This is a genomic window from Streptomyces scopuliridis RB72, from assembly GCF_000718095.1.
Lineage (GTDB): Bacteria > Actinomycetota > Actinomycetes > Streptomycetales > Streptomycetaceae > Streptomyces > Streptomyces scopuliridis.
In genome coordinates this window covers 288,934-306,445 of record NZ_JOEI01000008.1, presented here as the reverse complement: position 1 = coordinate 306,445, position 17,512 = coordinate 288,934, and the positions used below count along the sequence as shown (strand labels likewise).

The following is a 17,512-nucleotide window of genomic DNA, read 5'->3' as shown; positions in this document are numbered from 1 at the left end:
AGTGAAATGTCAGCGCGCGTCCGCCGGTACGTACGTCCCCCACACCCCCCGCAGCGCGTCGCACACCTCCCCCACCGTCGCCCGCGCCGCCAGCGCCGTCTTCATCGGAGGGAGCACATTCGCCGTCCCCTCCGCCGTCTCCCGCAGTTCCGCCAGCCCGTCCTCCACCGCGGCCCCGTCCCGCTCCGACCGCAGCCGCGCCAGCCGGGCCGCCTGCCGGGCCTCGATCGCCGGGTCGACGCGCAGCGGCTCGTACGGTTCCTCCTCGTCCGTGGTGAAGCGGTTGACGCCGACAACCACCCGTTCCCCGCTCTCCGTCTCCTGGGCGACGGCGTACGCGCTGCGCTCGATCTCGCTCTTCTGGAAGCCGCGCTCGATGGCGTCGACCGCGCCGCCCATCTCCTCGACCCGCGTCATCAGCGCGACCGCCGCGTCCTCCACGTCGTCCGTCATGCGCTCGACGGCGTACGAGCCGGCGAAGGGGTCGACGGTGGCGGTGACGTCCGTCTCGTACGCCAGCACCTGCTGCGTGCGCAGCGCGAGCCGGGCCGATCTGTCCGTCGGCAGGGCGATGGCCTCGTCGAAGGAGTTGGTGTGCAGCGACTGCGTACCGCCGAGCACCGCCGCCAGCCCCTGGACCGTCACCCGTACGAGATTGACCTCGGGCTGCTGCGCGGTCAGCTGTACTCCGGCGGTCTGGGTGTGGAAGCGCAGCATCAGGGACTTGGGGTTACGGGCGCCGAACTCGTCGCGCATGACGCGGGCCCAGATACGGCGCGCGGCACGGAACTTGGCGACCTCTTCGAGCAGCGTCGTACGGGAGACGAAGAAGAAGGAGAGCCGGGGCGCGAAGTCGTCGACGTCCATGCCGGCGGCGACGGCCGTCCGTACGTACGCGATCCCGTCGGCCAGCGTGAACGCGATCTCCTGCGCGGGCGTGGCCCCGGCCTCCGCCATGTGGTAGCCGGAGATCGAGATGGTGTTCCACTTGGGCATCTCCGCACGGCAGTACTGGAAGATGTCCGCCGTCAGCCGCAGTGACGGCTTCGGCGGGAAGATGTACGTGCCGCGGGCGATGTACTCCTTGAGTACGTCGTTCTGGACGGTGCCGGTCAGCGCGGCGCCCGGCGCGCCCTGTTCCTCCGCGACCAGCTGGTAGAGCAGGAGCAGCAGCGCCGCCGGCGCGTTGATCGTCATCGACGTGGAGACCCGGTCGAGCGGGATCCCGTCGAACAGCACACGCATGTCATCGACCGAGTCGATCGCCACCCCGACCTTGCCGACCTCGCCGCTCGCGAGCGGCGCGTCGCTGTCGTACCCCATCTGGGTCGGCAGGTCGAAGGCGACGGACAGGCCCGTCGTGCCGTGGGCGATCAGCTGCCGGTAGCGGGCGTTGGACTCGGCGGCGGTGCCGAAACCCGCGTACTGGCGCATCGTCCATGGCCGGCCCGTGTACATCGACGGGTAGACCCCGCGGGTGAAGGGGTACGAGCCGGGCTCGCCGAGCTTCTCCGCGGGGTCCCATCCCTCCAGCGCGCCGGGGCCGTAGACCGGTTCGATGGGCAGACCGCTCTCGGTCAGCCGTTCGCGTGCCATCTGCTCTGCTCCCTGCCTCCGCTGACGGACAGTCATGACCGGCCGGTCATGACGGACTGTAGCGGCGGGCGTACGGCGGGAACGGGGCACACGCGGGAGCCCGGCCCCCGGCGTCGTACTGGCCCTCAGCCCTGGAGCCGCGCCCTGCGCCGGGCCCGGCTGCGCTGCACCGCGCGGGTGATCACGGGCGGCAGCACATCGATGGCGACGCGCCGCACCTTGGACCGGGTCGACCTGCGCCGGGGCGCGGCGGGTGTTGGCGCCGACGCGACGGGCGGGGCGACCGGCGCGACCGGCTCCTCCGGCTCCTCCGGCTTCGGCTCCTCGTAGTACTTGGAGAAGGGGAAGTCGGGCGCCTTCATCCCGCGCGACCGCAGCCGCACGATCCGGTGTCCCGCCGCCTGCTGGATGCTCAGGTCGCAGTCCTCGCGCTCCTGGGCCATGGCGATCAGTTCGTCCTGGATCGGCTCGGGGTCGTCCCAGGTGGCGTACAGCTTCTGGGTGCTCAGACAGATCGGGCGCAGACCGCGGTTGAGCACCGCCTCCCAGGCGGCGATGGAGACGCCGGGGGTGTGCTCGGAGCGGAAGTCGTCGAGGACGACGATGCCGCCGGGCAGCAGGATGTCGCGGGCCGCGCCGATGTCCCCGTACACATGCTCGTAGAGATGCGAGGCGTCGATATGGACGAACCGGCTCGACTTCGCCTCCACTTCATCGGCGACCACGGAGCTGGGGGCCTGGAGGACACGGGGCAGCTCGTCGTGGAACGAGAGATAGTTCCGCTCGAACGCCTCCCGGGTCAGCGTCGCGTACGACTTCGCAGTCTCGGCGCCATTGGCCTGGTCCGGGGCCTCGGACTCGAACAGGTCGCAGACGGTGAACTTCTCGCCGTCCCGGAGATGGTGGCCGAGGAAGATCGCGCTCTTGCCCATGAAGACGCCGAGTTCCAGCAGATCCCCGCGCTCGCCCCGCTCCTCCTGACGGGTGAGCAGCTTCTCGAAGAGCACCTGGTCAAGCGGGGGAAACCAGCCCCGGACATCGTTGAGTTCACGGGGGCGCGGCTTGTCTTCGTATGCGGTCGTCATGAGAGAACCTTCAGGAGGAATCGAGAGCGATCACGAGGAATCAAGAAGAATCTGGAATTGACGCAAGTGCGCCGGCGCACTTCGGCCGATCTTTGGAATTGATCTTTCATGACGACCGGCGCGCGGTTTCCGGTCCACCCCAGCGCGGGAGATAGCGGGGAGAAGAAGCGCGGACAACGGGAGACACGGACATCGCCGGGCAGCCATGCGCGGGATCATGTCAGTCCGAACGGGCAGCATGGCCGGAAGTACTTTCACTTCGGGGAATCGCCCACTGGAATTCATCTCCCGGCAAGGGAAGGTGACTCCGGGGCAGGATTCCTCGCCCGCTTGGGCAACCATGCCCGGCGGAGGACTGTCTGAGGGAACACTGAGGAACGCATGCCATGGATCACGGGAGAAACCGGGGGACGCCGAAGATGCTCAGGACATCCGCCCTACGCAGAGGGCTCGCCACAGCCGCCGTGCTGGCCGCGGGCGTCGGCTGTACGGTGCAACCGCTCCCCGGTGGACGGGCGGCCGACGCCAAGCCGGGCAGCGTTCCCCTGACGGCGGCCACCACCCCCGCACCCGAGCCGTCACCGTCGCCGTCGTCGAAACCGCCGGCGAAGCCAGCCGCCGACACCACGACGGCCCCGACGCCCACTCCCACACCGCCGCGGACCTCTACGCCGGCCCCGGCGCCGACGCCGAGCCGGACCGCGTCCCGGCCCAAGACGCTGATGGCGAACGGCTCGGAGAGCGACCGGGTACGGGAACTCCAGGCGAGGCTCCAGCAGACCGGCCACTTCAGCCTCAACCCCACCGGCTACTACGGCTCCATCACGGTCACCGCCGTCTCCTCCTTCCAGGCGGACCGCGGGCTGCCCGCTACCGGCGCGACGGACACCGTCACCTGGCAGCGGCTGGTCGGCGTGACGAGGAAGCCGACCCGGGACGAACTGCGCCCGCCCACCACCCGGCCGGTCGCCAAGCCCGATCCGCAGTGCATGGAGGGGCGGGTGATGTGCATCAGCAAGAGCAGCCGCACCCTCACCTGGATGATCGACGGCAAGGTCACGTCGGCGATGGACGTGCGCTTCGGGTCGCAGTACACCCCGACCCGTGAGGGCACGTTCCTGGTGGGCTGGAAGTCACGGGACCATGTCTCGACGCTGTACGACACCCCGATGCCGTACGCGATGTTCTTCAGCGGCGGCCAAGCGGTCCACTTCTCCGCCGACTTCGCGGCCCGCGGTTACGAGGGCGCCTCGCACGGCTGCGTCAATGTCCGGGACGAGAAGAAGATCGCCTCGCTCTTCGCCCAGGTCCGCACAGGAGACAAAGTAGTCATCTACTGGTAGGACCTCAACCGTCAGAGAGGTGGCGCGGGCGGGACCGGGGGAACGTGTCCCGCCCGCGCCGAGTGCGCTGAGCCGAAGGTACGGGGGGAACCCCGGCTCTATGCGCGGCCGATGACCAGTCGGCTCACTCTGTACTGCGTCGCGGCCCGCAAAAACGTCACACCCGATCTCCCGGAACCGTAAAGCTCCAGTTCAGGAGGGTGTGGGGAGCTATTCAGCAGATCCCGTGTCCGAGCCCGAACGGGTCGCGATCATGGCCGGATCCTGCCCCTGGTCCGTCTCCTGGACCGGCTCCTGGACCGGGCCGGTCGCGCTCGCGGACGGGGACGGCGAAGGACCGGCCGTCCCGCTCGGCGTCGGGACCGGCGTCCCGCTCGGCGTCGGGACCGGGGATGGGGACGGGGGCTCGTAAGGCGCGGGCGTCCAGTTCGGGGGCGGCGGGGGCGCTTGCTGCGTGGGCACGCCCGGTGATCCCACGAACCCGCCGCCGCCCCCTTCCCCGCCGCCCCCTTCCCCGCCGTCGCCCTCGCCGTCGTCGCCTCCGTCGCCCTCGCCCTTGCCTCCGTCGCCGTCCTGCCCGCCCTTGTCGTTCTTGCTGTTCTTGATGTCGCCGTCGAGCAGCCGGTCGCAGAACCGCCTGGCCCCCTCCGGCCCGTCGGTCGCGGACTCCAGGGCTTCCTTGCGCTTCGGGTCGAGCACGCCGTCGCGGTAGGCACGGCAGGCGTTGAGGGTCTTGCTGAACCACTCACCGGACTGTGCGTCCGGGCCGGTACCGGGCCAGTGGTCCTTGTCCGTCCCGTGCGCGCCGCCTTCGCCGTCTTCCTCGCCTCGCCCGTCGCCCTTGTGCGTATGGCCGTCCCCCGGGGTGTGCGAGGGCGACGGGGGCGGCGAGGGCTGTCCCGTACCGGTCCCGCTCGGGGTGTCCGAGGGGTCGGCCGGGTCCCGGCTCCCGTCGGGCGATCCGGAGACGAGCGGCCTCGGAGAGGCCACCGCCGAGACGGAGTTGGCGGGGGCCGGGTTGTGTGCGTCGCCGAAGATCGGGGGCAGTACGCCGGCGCCCGCCGCGACCGCGATACCGCCGAGCGCGCAGCCGGCCACCGCCGCGGCGAGTCCCCTGCGCATGGGGCGGGCGAACCGCGGCGCGCGTGCGGCGCGGGGCGCCAGCGCGATTCGTACCGTACCGAGCAGATCCCCGGCGCCCGCGCCCACGGCGCCGCGATCGCGGACCACCTCGCGCGCGCCACCGCCCTCGGCCACGGCCTTGCGGAAGGCGGCCAAGGCGGCGGCTTCGCCGGGAAGTTCCTCTTCGGTCGCGTATGTTTCGTTCGCGTATGTGACGGCGCTCATGTCCCGCAGGGCCTCGGAGAGCTGTTCCGACCGGGCCCGGACGTGTTCGTCCGCCGTCTCGACGGGCTCACCGCGCAGCAATCTCTCCGCCGCGTCCCTGTCGAGCCACGGGTCACGCTCGTCGGCCATCACATGTCCTTCTGCGTCCGCAGGCGCGAATCCGTCACACCCGCGGAGGCCGCGGCTCCGGGCCGCACGGTGCGCTGAGGGGGTACGCCGCCGAGTCCGCCATCGCGACCTGGTGCGCCGCGAGACGCGCCGGGAGACGTGTCAGTGGACGCTTCGGGGGAGGCTTTGGGGTTCTTGGGGCTGACGGGGTTCTCGGGGCTGCCGGCGTGCTCGGGGCTGTCGTCGTCGGCGTCGAGCAGTTCGGCGAGGCGTTTGAGTCCGCGGTGCGCGGCCGTCCGTACCGCGCCGGGCCGTTTGCCCAGCGTCTTGGCCGCGCTCTTCGCGTCGAGTCCGACCACCACCCGCAGGACGACGGCCTCGGCCTGGTCCTGCGGCAACTGCGCGATCAGCGCCATCGTCCGGCCGGTGGAGAGCGCCTCCATCGCCTCGTCCGCCGTGTCCGAATCGGCCGCTTTCCCGGTCAGCTCGGTCTCGTCGGCGCCGATCGCGGGGCGTCTGCCGCGCATCCGTATGTGGTCGAGGGCGCGGTTACGGGCGATACGGGCGGCCCAGCCGCGGAAGCGGTCGGCGTCTCCGGTGAAGCGGTCGAGATCGCGGGCGATCTGCAACCAGGCCTCGGAGGCCACGTCCTCGGCGTCCGGCTCACCGACGAGAGTCCGTAGATAGCCCAACAGCCGCGGGTGCACCGCGCGGTACACAGTACGGAACGCGTCCTCGTCCCCGTCCTGTGCCGCGAGCACCGCGGCGGTCAGCTCCGCGTCGTCCCCCAGCACTCCCACAACCTGTCCTGAAATCGCGGCTGGTCACTGCCACGCCGCCCCACGCGACTCTGCACGCTACGGCCTTCCCGGGCCCGCGTCCATGTCTTGTACTACCTGCGACAACAAGCTGACATTCTGCGGTGTGACAGAAAACGCATCGGTGGCGCTGATATGAGTACGGGGCCGTAACGCGGCTCCGACGGACGGCGACCGGGGCCTCTCCTGTGGGGGGTGGCGGCCCCGGTCGTCCTCCCCTTGCCTCGTGCGAAATCCACGCACATGCGGGCGAACAGATCCGGTCACCCCGCCCGTCCGCTCAGCTCCCCGCCCGCGCGCGGCGCGAGACCACCGCGCGCAGCACCCGCTGCCCCTCGGTCGACAGATCCAGGGCCCGGCGCACCCCGGCGGCCCCCGGCGTCTCGGCGAGGATCTCCAGGATCGCGATCTGGCGCCGCAGTTCACCGGCGGCCAGCGGGCCGATCCCGTCCGTACTCTCCGCGCCGTCCGCCGCGTCCGTCACCGCGCCGGTGTCCTCGCGGCAGCGCGCGAGCCGTTCCGCCGCGGCGGCGGGTCCGTCCTCGCCCACCGCGTCGAGCTGCTGGTGGATCTCCAGCGCGACGACGGAGCAGGTGTCCGCCCAGGTCCGCAGCGGGCCGGCCGCCCATTCCGAGGGCGCGGCGCCGAGCATGGTCCGTACGAGCGCGGTGGTGACGTCGGGGGCGGGGCCGCCAACGGCGTCCAGGGCCTCCCGGGACGCCGACAGCCGCGCCGGCCAGTCCTCTTCGCCGCCCACGACGCCCGCCCACAGCGGTCGCAGGATCTCGGTCTCCTCGGCGAGCAGCGGCAGGCACCGGTCGAGGCAGGCGAGCCCGCTCGCGGCGAGGCCACGCTCATCCGCTTCTTCGATCAGCTTCACCAGGCTCATTCACGTCTCCCGTCACGGACGCAGTACTGCCCCCTTGCCCCCTACTGCGCCGAACGGCTGGAATACGTCACTCGTAGATCGTCCGGAGCTCGCCCCCGGCTCGCTCAACGGGGCTATATGCCGGGCTTTTCCGCTTCGCCCGGGATTCCGAGCCCATCGAGAAGGCGGAAGAATAACTCCTCGGCGAACGATTCCGGCCGTCGCAGACGCAGTACTTCGAGGAGCGTCCCGGGCTCCACGGCGGCGCTCACCGCGCTGCCCGCCTCGGTGGCCCAGGCGACGGCCCGTCGCGTCGCGTCCTCCGCCGACAGGAAGAGCTCTTCGAGCACCATGTCGTTCGCGGCGAGATGGCGGGCCATCGGCTCCCGCGCCAGACAGGCGTACCAGGACCCGCTCTCGGGAGCCGCCGCCTCCACCACCACGCATTCGCTGCCCATGACGAAGCCGAAGAGCACCGGCGACCCCATGGCCCTGGCCAGCGCGCCCATGTCACCGATATCGGGCTCGCTCGGGTGCCGCCACACCTGCCAGCCGTCCGGCCGCTGCTGATGGAGCGTCAGATCGTGCCGTACGGCCGCCAGCGCCGGCTGCTCCGCGAGCGGACGCTCGCTCCTGCCCACGACGAAATAGCCCCAGAAACCCATAACCCGCTCCCCCCGTACCCACGCATATGTGGGCTACAGCCTCACTCGGCCCGTAAGCCCCCGGCCTCGGGCGACACGAATCCACCACAAGGCCGCCACCTTTCATCCACAACGAGCGGTGCGGCAGGCGCCGTACTCTCGCGCCTGCCGCACCCGCCCCACATCTCAGCCGGTCACCCGGCGCTGGTCACCTTCACCGCCAGGGACTGGAACTCGCTCCAGCTCAGGGTCGGTTTGGCCGGGTTCCACAGCTTCTGGGCCGTCGCCGCCAGCGGCAGCCTGATCCCGTTCGCCACCTGGTCCTGGGTCTGCGCGTTCGGGAAGTCGCCCCAGACCGCGAACAGACCGCCCTGGATCTGCTTCGAGTAGCGCTCGGGCACCGGCGTCGTCCCGCGCAGGACCAGCGGGGTCCACTCCTCGTAGATCCGCTTCCCGGTCGGGTAGATGAAGTTGTTCGGCTGGCCGAGCACGTAGTACAGGTACTCGTCGTTGAAGTTCACGACCTTGCGCCCCTCGTTCAGATACTCCACGGGAGGCCGGGCCCCGATCTCCCTGCCCGTCCAGTACTGGACCTCCAGGGCCGGATCGGCCTTCACGACACCGCCCCGGAAGAGGCCGTCGTTCCAGACCTTGAACTTCTTCTTGTACGGAGCGAGCGCGGCAGCCCGGTCGTTCGTCCAGGCGGTCGTCAGATCCTGGACCTTGGCGTTCGGCCCGTACTTCTGGACGGCGAGCTTCGCCAGCTTGGGGAACGACGCCTCGGGGTTGGCCACCACCAGCGCCTGGTACTCGTCGGCGCCGAGGTTCCAGTACGGCCCGTGGAACAGCTGGGCGAACTCACGGTCCAGCTCGTCCACGAGCTTCGCCGCCGCGGGCTGCGAGATGTCGATCGCGCCCTTCGTGGCCACCCCGTTCACGTTGCGCAGCTGGAGCGAGGGATGAGCGCGCAGCACCGCTCCCAGGTGTCCCGGTGAGTCGATCTCCGGGACGACGGTGATGTGCAGCTGGTCGCCGAGCTCAAGGATCTTCTTGACGTCGGCCTTGGAGAGATGCTGCGCGGAGACGATCTCCGGATGGGTGGTGGACTCGATGCGGAAGCCCTGGTCGTCGGAGAAGTGCAGACCCAGCATGTTGAGCTTGAGGTCGGCCATCTCGCGCATCCGGGCCTCGATCCAGCCCGGCGAGTAGTACTTGCGGGCGATGTCGAGGTTCAGCCCGCGCTGCGGGCGGGCGGGGCTGTCCTGTACGACACCCTCCGGCATCACGCCGTCGGCGCGTATGGACTGCTTGAGCGTGCGGGTGCCGTAGAAGACCCCGGCCTGGTCGGGTCCGGTGATCCGCACCCGGCCGCCGCTCGTGGTGAGCGTGTACGACTCCGCGGAGCCGCTGCCGCTCTTCAGCGCCAGCTCGACATCGCCGGGCCCGGCCGCGACCGCGCCCCGGTAGCCGATCTTCAGCTCCTTGGCGAGCAGCTTGCCCTCGTCGGCGAGGCCCTCACTGCCCTTGGCTATGACGACCCCGCTGTTCGAGGCGGGTCGCCAGCCGGGACCGCGCGCCGCCTCGTGCTTCCGTACGGAGGGTATGCCGCGCGGCGCGGTCGAGAGCGGATACGACCGGGTGGGTGACGGCGAGGTGGTGGGGCTCGCGGCGGAACGATCCGCCTGGCCGGAGGTGGACGCGTCCTGCGACCGCGCGTCACCCGGTGAACCTGAACCCATGCCCGAGGAACCACATGCCGACACCGAGACGGCGGCGGCCAGCGCGACGGCCGCTCCGGCGGCCCGGGCACCCTTTGATGGCGACATCACTCGTAAACCTCCTGTATGCGGCTGTCCAGCGAACGTGCGACACGATTACGGCGAAGGTCGCACGGCGGCGTCCATCTCGCGCGTCGAAACTCTCCCATCCGGGTGAAAATCGCGCATCCGTCGGACGTCCTCCGCGGGGCGTCGATAACGTTTACGACGCAATCGCCACTCCGTGCTCAACCACATCGCGCCTGATCACGTCTGCTCATACGCCCGTCGCCGTCCCGTACGCCCGCCGTCCCGTACGCCCGCCGTCGCCCGTCGTCCCGTCCGCCCATCGCGTCCCTCACGCACTGCGCATGGCGCACCACTTCTGTCACACCGCAGCTGTCCCGCCGCGTTCGAGGAGCCCACGCTGTCCCGCGCGTCCCATACCCGCCGCCCGACCGGCCCCGCCGATGTCCACACGGACGGCCTCCGCCGTTTCAACGCCCTCCCGCCGGGTGTCGCCGAGGCCGCGCTGCTCGCCTGCTGCGGCAGCCGCCGCTGGGCGCAGCGGATGGCCGCGCACCGCCCGTACCACGATGTCGACTCGCTGCTCGCGGGCTCCGATGAGGCGAGCTACGACCTCTCCCACGCCGACCTCGCCGAGGCGCTCGCCGCCGAATCGTCCTCGGGGCCGCCCCACAGCGCGCCCGCCGCGGCCAGGACCGCGCTGCGCGCCGCGCACGCCGCGTACGAGAGCAGCTTCGGCCACGCCTTCGTGATCAGCCTCGACGGTCACCGCCCGGAGGAGTATCTCGACCACGTGCTGGCCGGTATCCGCGCCCGGCTCTCCCACGACCCGGACCACGAGCGGTCCGTCTCCGCCGACGAGCTGCGCCGACTCGCCCGGGGCCGGCTGGCCCGCCTGCTCGCTTCCGGCCTCGCCGCGGGAGCGGCCGGCCCTACCGCGGGAGCGGCCCGCTCCACCGCGGTCGCGGCCGACTGCATAGCCGGAGCCGCCGGGACCGCGGCGGGAACCGCAAGCGCAAGCGGGCATTCAGGCTGATCCGATAGCCCGTCCGTGGCTGTTTGATTGCCTGTTTGATCACACCTATGGGCCCCCGGGCGAACGAACCGACAAGTCGTCGCTACGATGGCCGGGGCCGGTGGACCGTACCCGGCCGGGCGCGACCGACACCACTGTGCTTGATTGAGTAGAAGATGGCGGCCGGCCCCGATCCCCGCTCCCGGAGGGTTTTTCCGTGCCGGCTGGAACGCTGTACCGCGGCCGGGAAGGAATGTGGTCGTGGGTGGCTCATCGAGTCACCGGCGTGCTCATCTTCTTCTTCCTGTTCGTTCACGTGCTGGACACCGCTCTCGTCCGTGTCTCACCCGAGGCATACGACGACACCGTCGCGATCTATAAGACGCCGGTGGTAGCGCTGCTCGAGTACGGCCTTGTGGCCGCCATTCTCTTCCACGCGCTCAACGGCCTGCGCGTCATCGCCGTGGACTTCTGGTCCAAGGGCCCGCGCTACCAGAAGCAGATGCTGTGGTCCGCCGTGGGCATCTGGTTCATCCTGATGGTCGGCGCCCTCTACCCCGTGCTCGGCCACGCCGTGCGCGAAGTCTTCGGGAGCTGAGAGTCCGCCGATGTCTTCCAACAACGCAGTCACTGAGACCTCTTCCGCGATCGGTGTCGTCGAGGGCGAGAGCCTGTACGACGTCGATCACCCGGCGCCCGTCATCGAGGCGCCGCGCCAGCGGACCAACAAGACCCCGAAGGCGACCCGCGGCAACTTCGAGATGGCCGCGTGGCTCTTCATGCGGCTGTCCGGCGTCGTGCTGGTCGTGCTGGTCATCGGTCACCTGCTGATCCAGCTGGTGCTGGACGGCGGCGTGTCCAAGATCGGCTTCGCCTTCGTGGCCGGCCGCTGGGCCTCCCCGTTCTGGCAGGTCTGGGACCTGCTGATGCTGTGGCTGGCGATGCTTCACGGGGCGAATGGCCTCCGTACGATCATCAACGACTACGCGGAGCGCGCCAACACGCGCCTGTGGCTCAAGGGCCTGCTGTACACCGCCACGGTGTTCACCATCCTTCTGGGCTCGCTGGTGATCTTCACCTTCGACCCGAACATCCGCTAAAGCCGGGGCTGACGAGACAATGAAGATCCATAAGTACGACACCGTCATCGTCGGCGCCGGTGGCGCCGGTATGCGCGCGGCCATCGAGTCGACCAAGCGCAGCCGTACCGCCGTGCTGACGAAGCTGTACCCGACCCGGTCCCACACGGGCGCCGCGCAGGGCGGCATGGCCGCCGCGCTCGCCAACGTGGAGGAGGACAACTGGGAGTGGCACACCTTCGACACGATCAAGGGCGGCGACTACCTGGTCGACCAGGACGCCGCCGAGATCCTGGCGAAGGAGGCCATCGACGCCGTCCTCGACCTGGAGAAGATGGGCCTGCCGTTCAACCGGACGCCGGACGGCGCCATCGACCAGCGCCGCTTCGGCGGTCACTCCCGTAACCACGGCGAGGCGCCGGTCCGCCGGTCCTGCTACGCCGCGGACCGTACGGGCCACATGATCCTCCAGACGCTGTACCAGAACTGCGTCAAGGAGGGCGTGGAGTTCTTCAACGAGTTCTACGTCCTGGACCAGCTGCTGACCGAGGTCGACGGCGTCAAGGTGTCCGCCGGAGTCGTGGCGTACGAGCTGGCCACCGGCGAGATCCATGTCTTCCAGGCGAAGGCGGTCATCTACGCGTCCGGCGGCACCGGCAAGTTCTTCAAGGTGACCTCCAACGCGCACACCCTCACCGGTGACGGCCAGGCCGCCTGCTACCGGCGCGGACTGCCGCTGGAGGACATGGAGTTCTTCCAGTTCCACCCGACGGGCATCTGGCGCATGGGCATCCTGCTCACGGAGGGCGCCCGCGGTGAGGGCGGCATCCTGCGCAACAAGGACGGCGAGCGCTTCATGGAGAAGTACGCGCCCGTCATGAAGGACCTCGCCTCGCGCGATGTCGTCTCGCGCTCCATCTACACGGAGATCCGCGAGGGCCGCGGCTGCGGTCCCGAGGGCGACCACGTCTATCTGGACCTGACGCACCTGCCGCCGGAGCAGCTGGACGCCAAGTTGCCCGACATCACCGAGTTCGCCCGTACGTACCTGGGCATCGAGCCGTACACGGACCCGATCCCGATCCAGCCGACCGCGCACTACGCCATGGGCGGCATCCCCACCAACGTCCAGGGTGAGGTCCTCGCGGACAACACGACGGTCGTTCCCGGTCTGTACGCGGCCGGCGAGGTCGCGTGCGTCTCGGTGCACGGCGCCAACCGGCTGGGCACCAACTCGCTGCTGGACATCAACGTCTTCGGACGCCGTTCCGGCATCGCCGCCGCCGAGTACGCGGCGAAGCACGACTACGTCGAGCTTCCCGAGGACCCGGCGTCGCTGGTCGAGGCCCAGGTCGAGCGGCTGCGGAACTCCACGGGCAAGGAGCGTGTCGCCACGCTGCGCCTGGAGCTCCAGGAGTGCATGGACGCCAATGTGATGGTGTTCCGCACCGAGCAGACGATCAAGACGGCGGTCGCGAAGATCGCCGAGCTGCGCGAGCGCTACCTGAACGTGTCCGTCCAGGACAAGGGCAAGCGGTTCAACACGGACCTGCTGGAGGCCATCGAGCTGGGCAACCTGCTCGACCTCGCCGAGGTGATGGCGACCTCGGCCCTGGCGCGCAAGGAATCGCGCGGCGGCCACTACCGCGAGGACTACCCGAACCGCGACGACGTCAACTTCATGCGCCACACCATGGCGTACCGCGAGGTGGGCGACGACGGCACCGAGTCGATCAGGCTCGACTACAAGCCGGTCGTCCAGACCCGCTACCAGCCGATGGAGCGTAAGTACTGATGGCTACCCCGACCATGGACAAGCTGGAGGCACTGGAGGCGGACTCCGCCTCCTCGCACCTCATCGCGGTCACGTTCCGGATCCGCCGCTTCAACCCCGAGGTCTCCGCCGACGCCTCGTGGGAGGACTTCCGGATCGACATCGATCCGAAGGAGCGCGTACTCGACGCCCTCCACAAGATCAAGTGGGACGTCGACGGCACGCTCACCTTCCGGCGCTCCTGCGCGCACGGCATCTGCGGCTCCGACGCGATGCGGATCAACGGCCGTAACCGGCTGGCGTGCAAGACGCTGATCAAGGACATCGTGTCGTTCGACAAGAGCGGGGCCGTCAGCAAGCCGGTCACGATCGAGGCCATAAAGGGACTCACGGTCCTCAAGGACCTGATCGTGGACATGGACCCGTTCTTCCAGGCGTACCGCGATGTGATGCCCTTCCTCGTCACCACCGGCAACGAGCCGACGCGCGAGCGGCTCCAGTCCGCCGAGGACCGCGAGCGCTTCGACGACACCACCAAGTGCATCCTGTGCGCGGCGTGCACGTCGTCGTGCCCGGTCTTCTGGAACGACGGGCAGTACTTCGGCCCCGCCGCGATCGTGAACGCGCACCGCTTCATCTTCGACTCGCGTGACGAGGCCGGGGAGCAGCGGCTTGAGATCCTCAACGACAAGGACGGCGTGTGGCGTTGCCGCACGACGTTCAACTGCACGGACGCCTGCCCGCGCGGTATCGAGGTCACGAAGGCGATCCAGGAAGTCAAGCGGGCGCTGATCACGCGCCGCTTCTGAGCGCTGGGGTCTGAGCGCTGGGGTCTGAGCGCTGGGGTCTGAGCGCTGACTGAGCGCTGGAGTCTGAGCGCTGCGCTCGGAGGGGCTCGTTTCTGTGGGTACGACATACAGAAACGAGCCCTTCTTGTGTCAGGATCGATCCTGTCGACAGGCCCGACAGGCCCAGGGGAACGGGGAGATGAAGAGATGACTGAGCCCAATCCGTACGCGGACGGCGAGTACAAATGGGGGCCGACGCCGGGCACCCCGCCGGCCGGTACGCCGGGCGCGGCCGGTTCGCCGGGGGTCCCGGAGTACGACTTCCCCAACCCGACGCTCGCCGACGGAGCACCGGGCGCCACGGCCGGCTACGGCTACCCCGGCGCCGCCCCCGCCCCGGGCTACGGCTATCCGCAGTCCGGCGCCGCGTACCCGGTACCGGCGGGCGCCGCCGGAACGCCGCTGGTCTCGATCGGTGACATCACGGTCGTGGGCGACTCGATCATCACCCCGTCGGGCACGCTGCCTCTGAGGGGCGCGGTCTGGAACGCGACGGACATGTCGCGCACGGAGGAGAAGATCCCGACGCACGCCATCATCCTGGCCATCGTCTTCTTCATCTTCTGTCTGCTCGGGCTGCTCTTCCTTCTGATGAAGGAGAAGACGACGACGGGCTTCATCCAGGTCACGGTCACCAGCGGCGGCAAGCACCACTCGACCATGATCCCGGCCAACCACGCGGGCACGTTCCAGATGGTCATGGGCCAGATCAGCTACGCGCGCTCGCTCAGCGCGATGTGAGGCCCGGGGGGCGAGGGGTAATCGGGGTGACCCGGAATCCGTCATGGCGGGTGGGGGCCGCCCCTCAGGTTTCAGTTTCGCGGCTCCGGGTCGGGCGTCAAGGGCGCTCCTTCGTCGCGTCGGCTCCGCCGATTCCGCTTCGCTTCACCCTTGACACCCGCCCCTCCACCGCAAGTGCAGCTTTGTGGAGGGGCGGCCCCGGGGGGAGGGGTCCCCGGGGAAGCACCCTTGTTCCTGGGGTCCGTTCCCGGCCTTCTGGCCGGTGGTGGGGGGCGCATCAGTGGAATGGGGCGGCCCGGCACCGGCTCAGCGGGCTTGTGTGGGTGGGTGGTTGAGACTCATGCCCCGCTGGTGGCGGCCCGCTGGCGGGCATACCTGCAACTCGCCCTGTATGTCCCGATTTGATGGCCTATTCCTGGGCTCCTCCGGTCGGTCATGTGTCGTGCGGCCAGGTAACCGGGACCCAGGACACATCACGGCCTTTCACCGACCCACTTGCCGCCTCGCCCGTCACAAAGCTGCACTTGCGGTGGAGGGTTGGGTGTCAAGGGTGGAGCGAAGCGGAATCGGCGCAGCCGACGCGACGAAGGAGCGCCCTTGACACCCGACCCGGAGCCGCGAAACTGAAACCTGAGGGGCGGCCCCCACCCGCCATCGGACGCACCGGGTCACCCCGACTACCCCTCGGCACGAACCCGCACCCGCGCTCACCTCGTGCGCTTCTCCTCCGGCGGGGCGTGGCCGAAGATCCTCTCGAACAAGACGGCCTCATCCGGTTCCTGGAACGCGCTGAGCAGCGCACGATGGAGCCGTCGATACGCGAGGCGTTGCCTCCGTCGCTCCACGAGCCGCGCGATGACGCCGACCCTACGGCGCCGGCCTCGTCTCACAGCCCACCACCCCCGCCGACGGGCGGCGCCGCCGGGGGCGGCTCGTAGTCCGGGCACTTCGGATTGCCGCACTCGCACGGCGGCCACTTGAGCGCCGACGCCGGGGCCAGGTCCGCGCCTTCCGCACCGGGGACGCCCTTCCGTACCAAGAGGGCGCCGTCCGTCCCGAGCGTGGCGATCAACAAAGACAGGCGTTGGCGCGCCTCACTCCCCGTCATGCGACCAACCGCCTGAGCCCGCGCTCCACATGCTCCAACAGTGCGGGCGTAGGTTCGACGAAGTCCCGCGGCACCCACTCGGGCACCAACCGCCAGAAGCCCCCCGCCTCAACCGTCGCGGCCAACTCGTCCGGGTCGTCCGACCTCGTATCGGTGGCTTGTTCGGTCATGAGAGATGTACCTTCCGTTATCGCGCGCTTGCTTTGTGTGTTCAAGCTTCGGCGCCGCCGAGCGCGCCCAACAGGTAGGCAACTTGGACTCTGGAAGGTGTCCAATGATCATTCGGGGGTTTGAGTGACTGTCGAAAACGAGACCGCGGAATCAACCGACCCCGCCGTGTCGCCGCTCGCTCACTTCGGGGCCGAGGTACGGCTGGAGCGTGAGCGACTGGACATCTCACGCGCGGAGTTGGGCAAGGCGGCGTGCTGTAGTTACTCGCTCGTGGCGAAAATCGAGGCCGGGAGGCGCGTGCCACCGCTGGACTTCGCCGAAGCGTGTGACCAAATGTTCCCGCACTCCAACGGGCGCTTCGCGCGGCTCTGGCCGCTTGCCCTGCGGTGGGCCTTCCCGCCGTGGTTCCGTAGGTATGTCGAACTGGAGTGGACGGCTACCGCGATCTCCATGTTCCACCCCCAATTGGTGCCTGGGCTCGTGCAAACCGAGGAATACGCACGGGCTGTGCTGCGAACCGGACGTCCCAGCAACCTTGAGGACCTGGTGACTGCTCGGATGGAGCGACAGCGCGTCCTCGCACGCGAGGTGCCGACCAGGCTGTGGATCATTCTGGACGAGGGCGTTCTCCGGCGCCCTATCGGCGGGAAGCACGTCATGAGAGAACAGCTCAAACAGCTGCGGGCTCTGGCGGAGACACCGCGCCATGTCATCCAGGTCATCCCCAAGACCATCGCGGCGTATCCCGGATCGGGTTCGCCGTTCGGGCTCTTGTCCTTCAGCGAAGGCTCAGACGTGGTGCATGTCGACGGCTTCCCAAAGGGCTACGTTCTGGCCGATCCAGACGATGTGGCCGCGGCTTACGATGCCTATGATCTGCTTAAGGCAACAGCTCTGCCGCCAGACGAGTCGGCCTCTGAGATCGGCTCCATTTTGAAGGAATGCTATTCATGACCGAGCCGATCCGCGTACCGGAACAGGCGTGGCGTAAGTCCAGCTATAGCGGCAGCAACGGCGGCGAGTGCATCGAGGTGGCAGACGGCATCGCCCACACCGTCCCCGTCCGGGACTCCAAGAACCCCACCGGCCCCATCCTCATCACCTCCAACGCATCCTGGACCGCCTTCGTCGCCTTCGCCAAGGCCACCACCGTCTAGCCGGGACCGGACCGGACAAGGCGGTC

General features: G+C 69.3%; 18 protein-coding genes. 9 read left to right on the top strand and 9 right to left on the bottom strand.

Annotated elements, in window-relative coordinates; all coding sequences use genetic code 11:
- Positions 1 to 9: 9 nt before the first annotated feature.
- Together IF11_RS0112405 and IF11_RS0112400 are read right to left on the bottom strand one after the other, a co-directional pair.
- A complete protein-coding gene (locus IF11_RS0112405) occupies positions 10 to 1,596 on the bottom strand; it encodes an acyl-CoA mutase large subunit family protein (RefSeq protein WP_030351589.1) in 1,587 nt (528 codons plus the stop codon).
- Between the two features lie 125 nt (positions 1,597 to 1,721).
- Positions 1,722 to 2,681, bottom strand: coding sequence for a class I SAM-dependent methyltransferase (locus IF11_RS0112400; protein ID WP_030351588.1), 960 nt, complete (start codon positions 2,679 to 2,681; stop codon positions 1,722 to 1,724).
- Positions 2,682 to 3,067: 386 nt separating this feature from the next.
- Here IF11_RS0112400 and IF11_RS36565 point away from each other — a divergent pair, with 386 nt between their 5' ends.
- Positions 3,068 to 4,024: a L,D-transpeptidase family protein gene (locus IF11_RS36565; RefSeq protein ID WP_078490638.1), complete on the top strand. Its 957-nt coding sequence runs from the start codon at positions 3,068 to 3,070 to the stop codon at positions 4,022 to 4,024.
- Positions 4,025 to 4,234: 210 nt separating this feature from the next.
- On the opposite strand, the gene IF11_RS41275 is transcribed toward IF11_RS36565, so the two are convergent.
- From IF11_RS41275 to IF11_RS0112365, 5 genes are all read right to left on the bottom strand, one after another.
- Positions 4,235 to 5,500, bottom strand: coding sequence for a hypothetical protein (locus tag IF11_RS41275; RefSeq protein WP_051745830.1), 1,266 nt, complete (start codon positions 5,498 to 5,500; stop codon positions 4,235 to 4,237).
- Complete coding sequence (locus IF11_RS0112380) at positions 5,500 to 6,273, bottom strand: RNA polymerase sigma factor (RefSeq protein WP_030351584.1); 774 nt, start codon at positions 6,271 to 6,273, stop codon at positions 5,500 to 5,502. The genes IF11_RS41275 and IF11_RS0112380 overlap by 1 nt, the downstream gene beginning before the upstream one ends.
- 304 nt (positions 6,274 to 6,577) lie before the next feature.
- Entirely contained in the window at positions 6,578 to 7,186 is a 609-nt protein-coding gene (locus tag IF11_RS0112375) for a hypothetical protein (RefSeq protein WP_030351583.1), read from the bottom strand.
- A 113-nt stretch (positions 7,187 to 7,299) separates the two neighbouring features.
- Positions 7,300 to 7,830, bottom strand: coding sequence for a hypothetical protein (locus tag IF11_RS0112370; RefSeq protein WP_030351582.1), 531 nt, complete (start codon positions 7,828 to 7,830; stop codon positions 7,300 to 7,302).
- Positions 7,831 to 8,003: 173 nt separating this feature from the next.
- On the bottom strand, positions 8,004 to 9,635 hold the full coding sequence (locus tag IF11_RS0112365) for a beta-N-acetylhexosaminidase (protein ID WP_030351581.1): 1,632 nt from the start codon (positions 9,633 to 9,635) through the stop codon (positions 8,004 to 8,006).
- Positions 9,636 to 9,810: 175 nt separating this feature from the next.
- Between IF11_RS0112365 and IF11_RS43180 the strand changes: the two genes are divergently transcribed.
- The 6 genes from IF11_RS43180 to IF11_RS0112335 all read left to right on the top strand — a co-directional run bounded on the left by IF11_RS43180 (position 9,811) and on the right by IF11_RS0112335 (position 15,050).
- Positions 9,811 to 10,629, top strand: coding sequence for a 2-oxo-4-hydroxy-4-carboxy-5-ureidoimidazoline decarboxylase (locus tag IF11_RS43180; RefSeq protein WP_420894639.1), 819 nt, complete (start codon positions 9,811 to 9,813; stop codon positions 10,627 to 10,629).
- A 196-nt stretch (positions 10,630 to 10,825) separates the two neighbouring features.
- Complete coding sequence (sdhC, locus tag IF11_RS0112355; protein WP_078490635.1) at positions 10,826 to 11,206, top strand: succinate dehydrogenase, cytochrome b556 subunit; 381 nt, start codon at positions 10,826 to 10,828, stop codon at positions 11,204 to 11,206.
- Between the two features lie 10 nt (positions 11,207 to 11,216).
- Entirely contained in the window at positions 11,217 to 11,708 is a 492-nt protein-coding gene (locus IF11_RS0112350) for a succinate dehydrogenase hydrophobic membrane anchor subunit (protein ID WP_030351578.1), read from the top strand.
- A 19-nt stretch (positions 11,709 to 11,727) separates the two neighbouring features.
- A complete protein-coding gene (gene sdhA, locus IF11_RS0112345; protein WP_030351577.1) occupies positions 11,728 to 13,482 on the top strand; it encodes a succinate dehydrogenase flavoprotein subunit in 1,755 nt (584 codons plus the stop codon).
- Entirely contained in the window at positions 13,482 to 14,270 is a 789-nt protein-coding gene (locus IF11_RS0112340) for a succinate dehydrogenase iron-sulfur subunit (protein WP_030351576.1), read from the top strand. Before sdhA ends, IF11_RS0112340 begins: the two co-directional genes overlap by 1 nt.
- 186 nt (positions 14,271 to 14,456) lie before the next feature.
- Complete coding sequence (locus IF11_RS0112335; RefSeq protein ID WP_030351575.1) at positions 14,457 to 15,050, top strand: hypothetical protein; 594 nt, start codon at positions 14,457 to 14,459, stop codon at positions 15,048 to 15,050.
- An 886-nt stretch (positions 15,051 to 15,936) separates the two neighbouring features.
- Here the strand turns inward: IF11_RS0112335 and IF11_RS0112330 are convergent.
- Together IF11_RS0112330 and IF11_RS40835 are read right to left on the bottom strand one after the other, a co-directional pair.
- Positions 15,937 to 16,158, bottom strand: a complete 222-nt coding sequence (locus IF11_RS0112330) for a hypothetical protein (protein ID WP_133243346.1) — start codon at positions 16,156 to 16,158, stop codon at positions 15,937 to 15,939.
- Positions 16,155 to 16,328 carry a hypothetical protein gene (locus tag IF11_RS40835; RefSeq protein ID WP_157848431.1) on the bottom strand — a complete coding sequence of 58 codons (174 nt, stop codon included), beginning with the start codon at positions 16,326 to 16,328 and terminating at the stop codon, positions 16,155 to 16,157. Before IF11_RS40835 ends, IF11_RS0112330 begins: the two co-directional genes overlap by 4 nt.
- Before the next feature lie 124 nt (positions 16,329 to 16,452).
- Between IF11_RS40835 and IF11_RS0112320 the strand changes: the two genes are divergently transcribed.
- Together IF11_RS0112320 and IF11_RS0112315 are read left to right on the top strand one after the other, a co-directional pair.
- Complete coding sequence (locus tag IF11_RS0112320) at positions 16,453 to 17,283, top strand: helix-turn-helix domain-containing protein (RefSeq protein WP_030351573.1); 831 nt, start codon at positions 16,453 to 16,455, stop codon at positions 17,281 to 17,283.
- On the top strand, positions 17,280 to 17,486 hold the full coding sequence (locus IF11_RS0112315; protein WP_030351572.1) for a DUF397 domain-containing protein: 207 nt from the start codon (positions 17,280 to 17,282) through the stop codon (positions 17,484 to 17,486). Before IF11_RS0112320 ends, IF11_RS0112315 begins: the two co-directional genes overlap by 4 nt.
- The last annotated feature ends 26 nt before the right edge of the window (positions 17,487 to 17,512 follow it).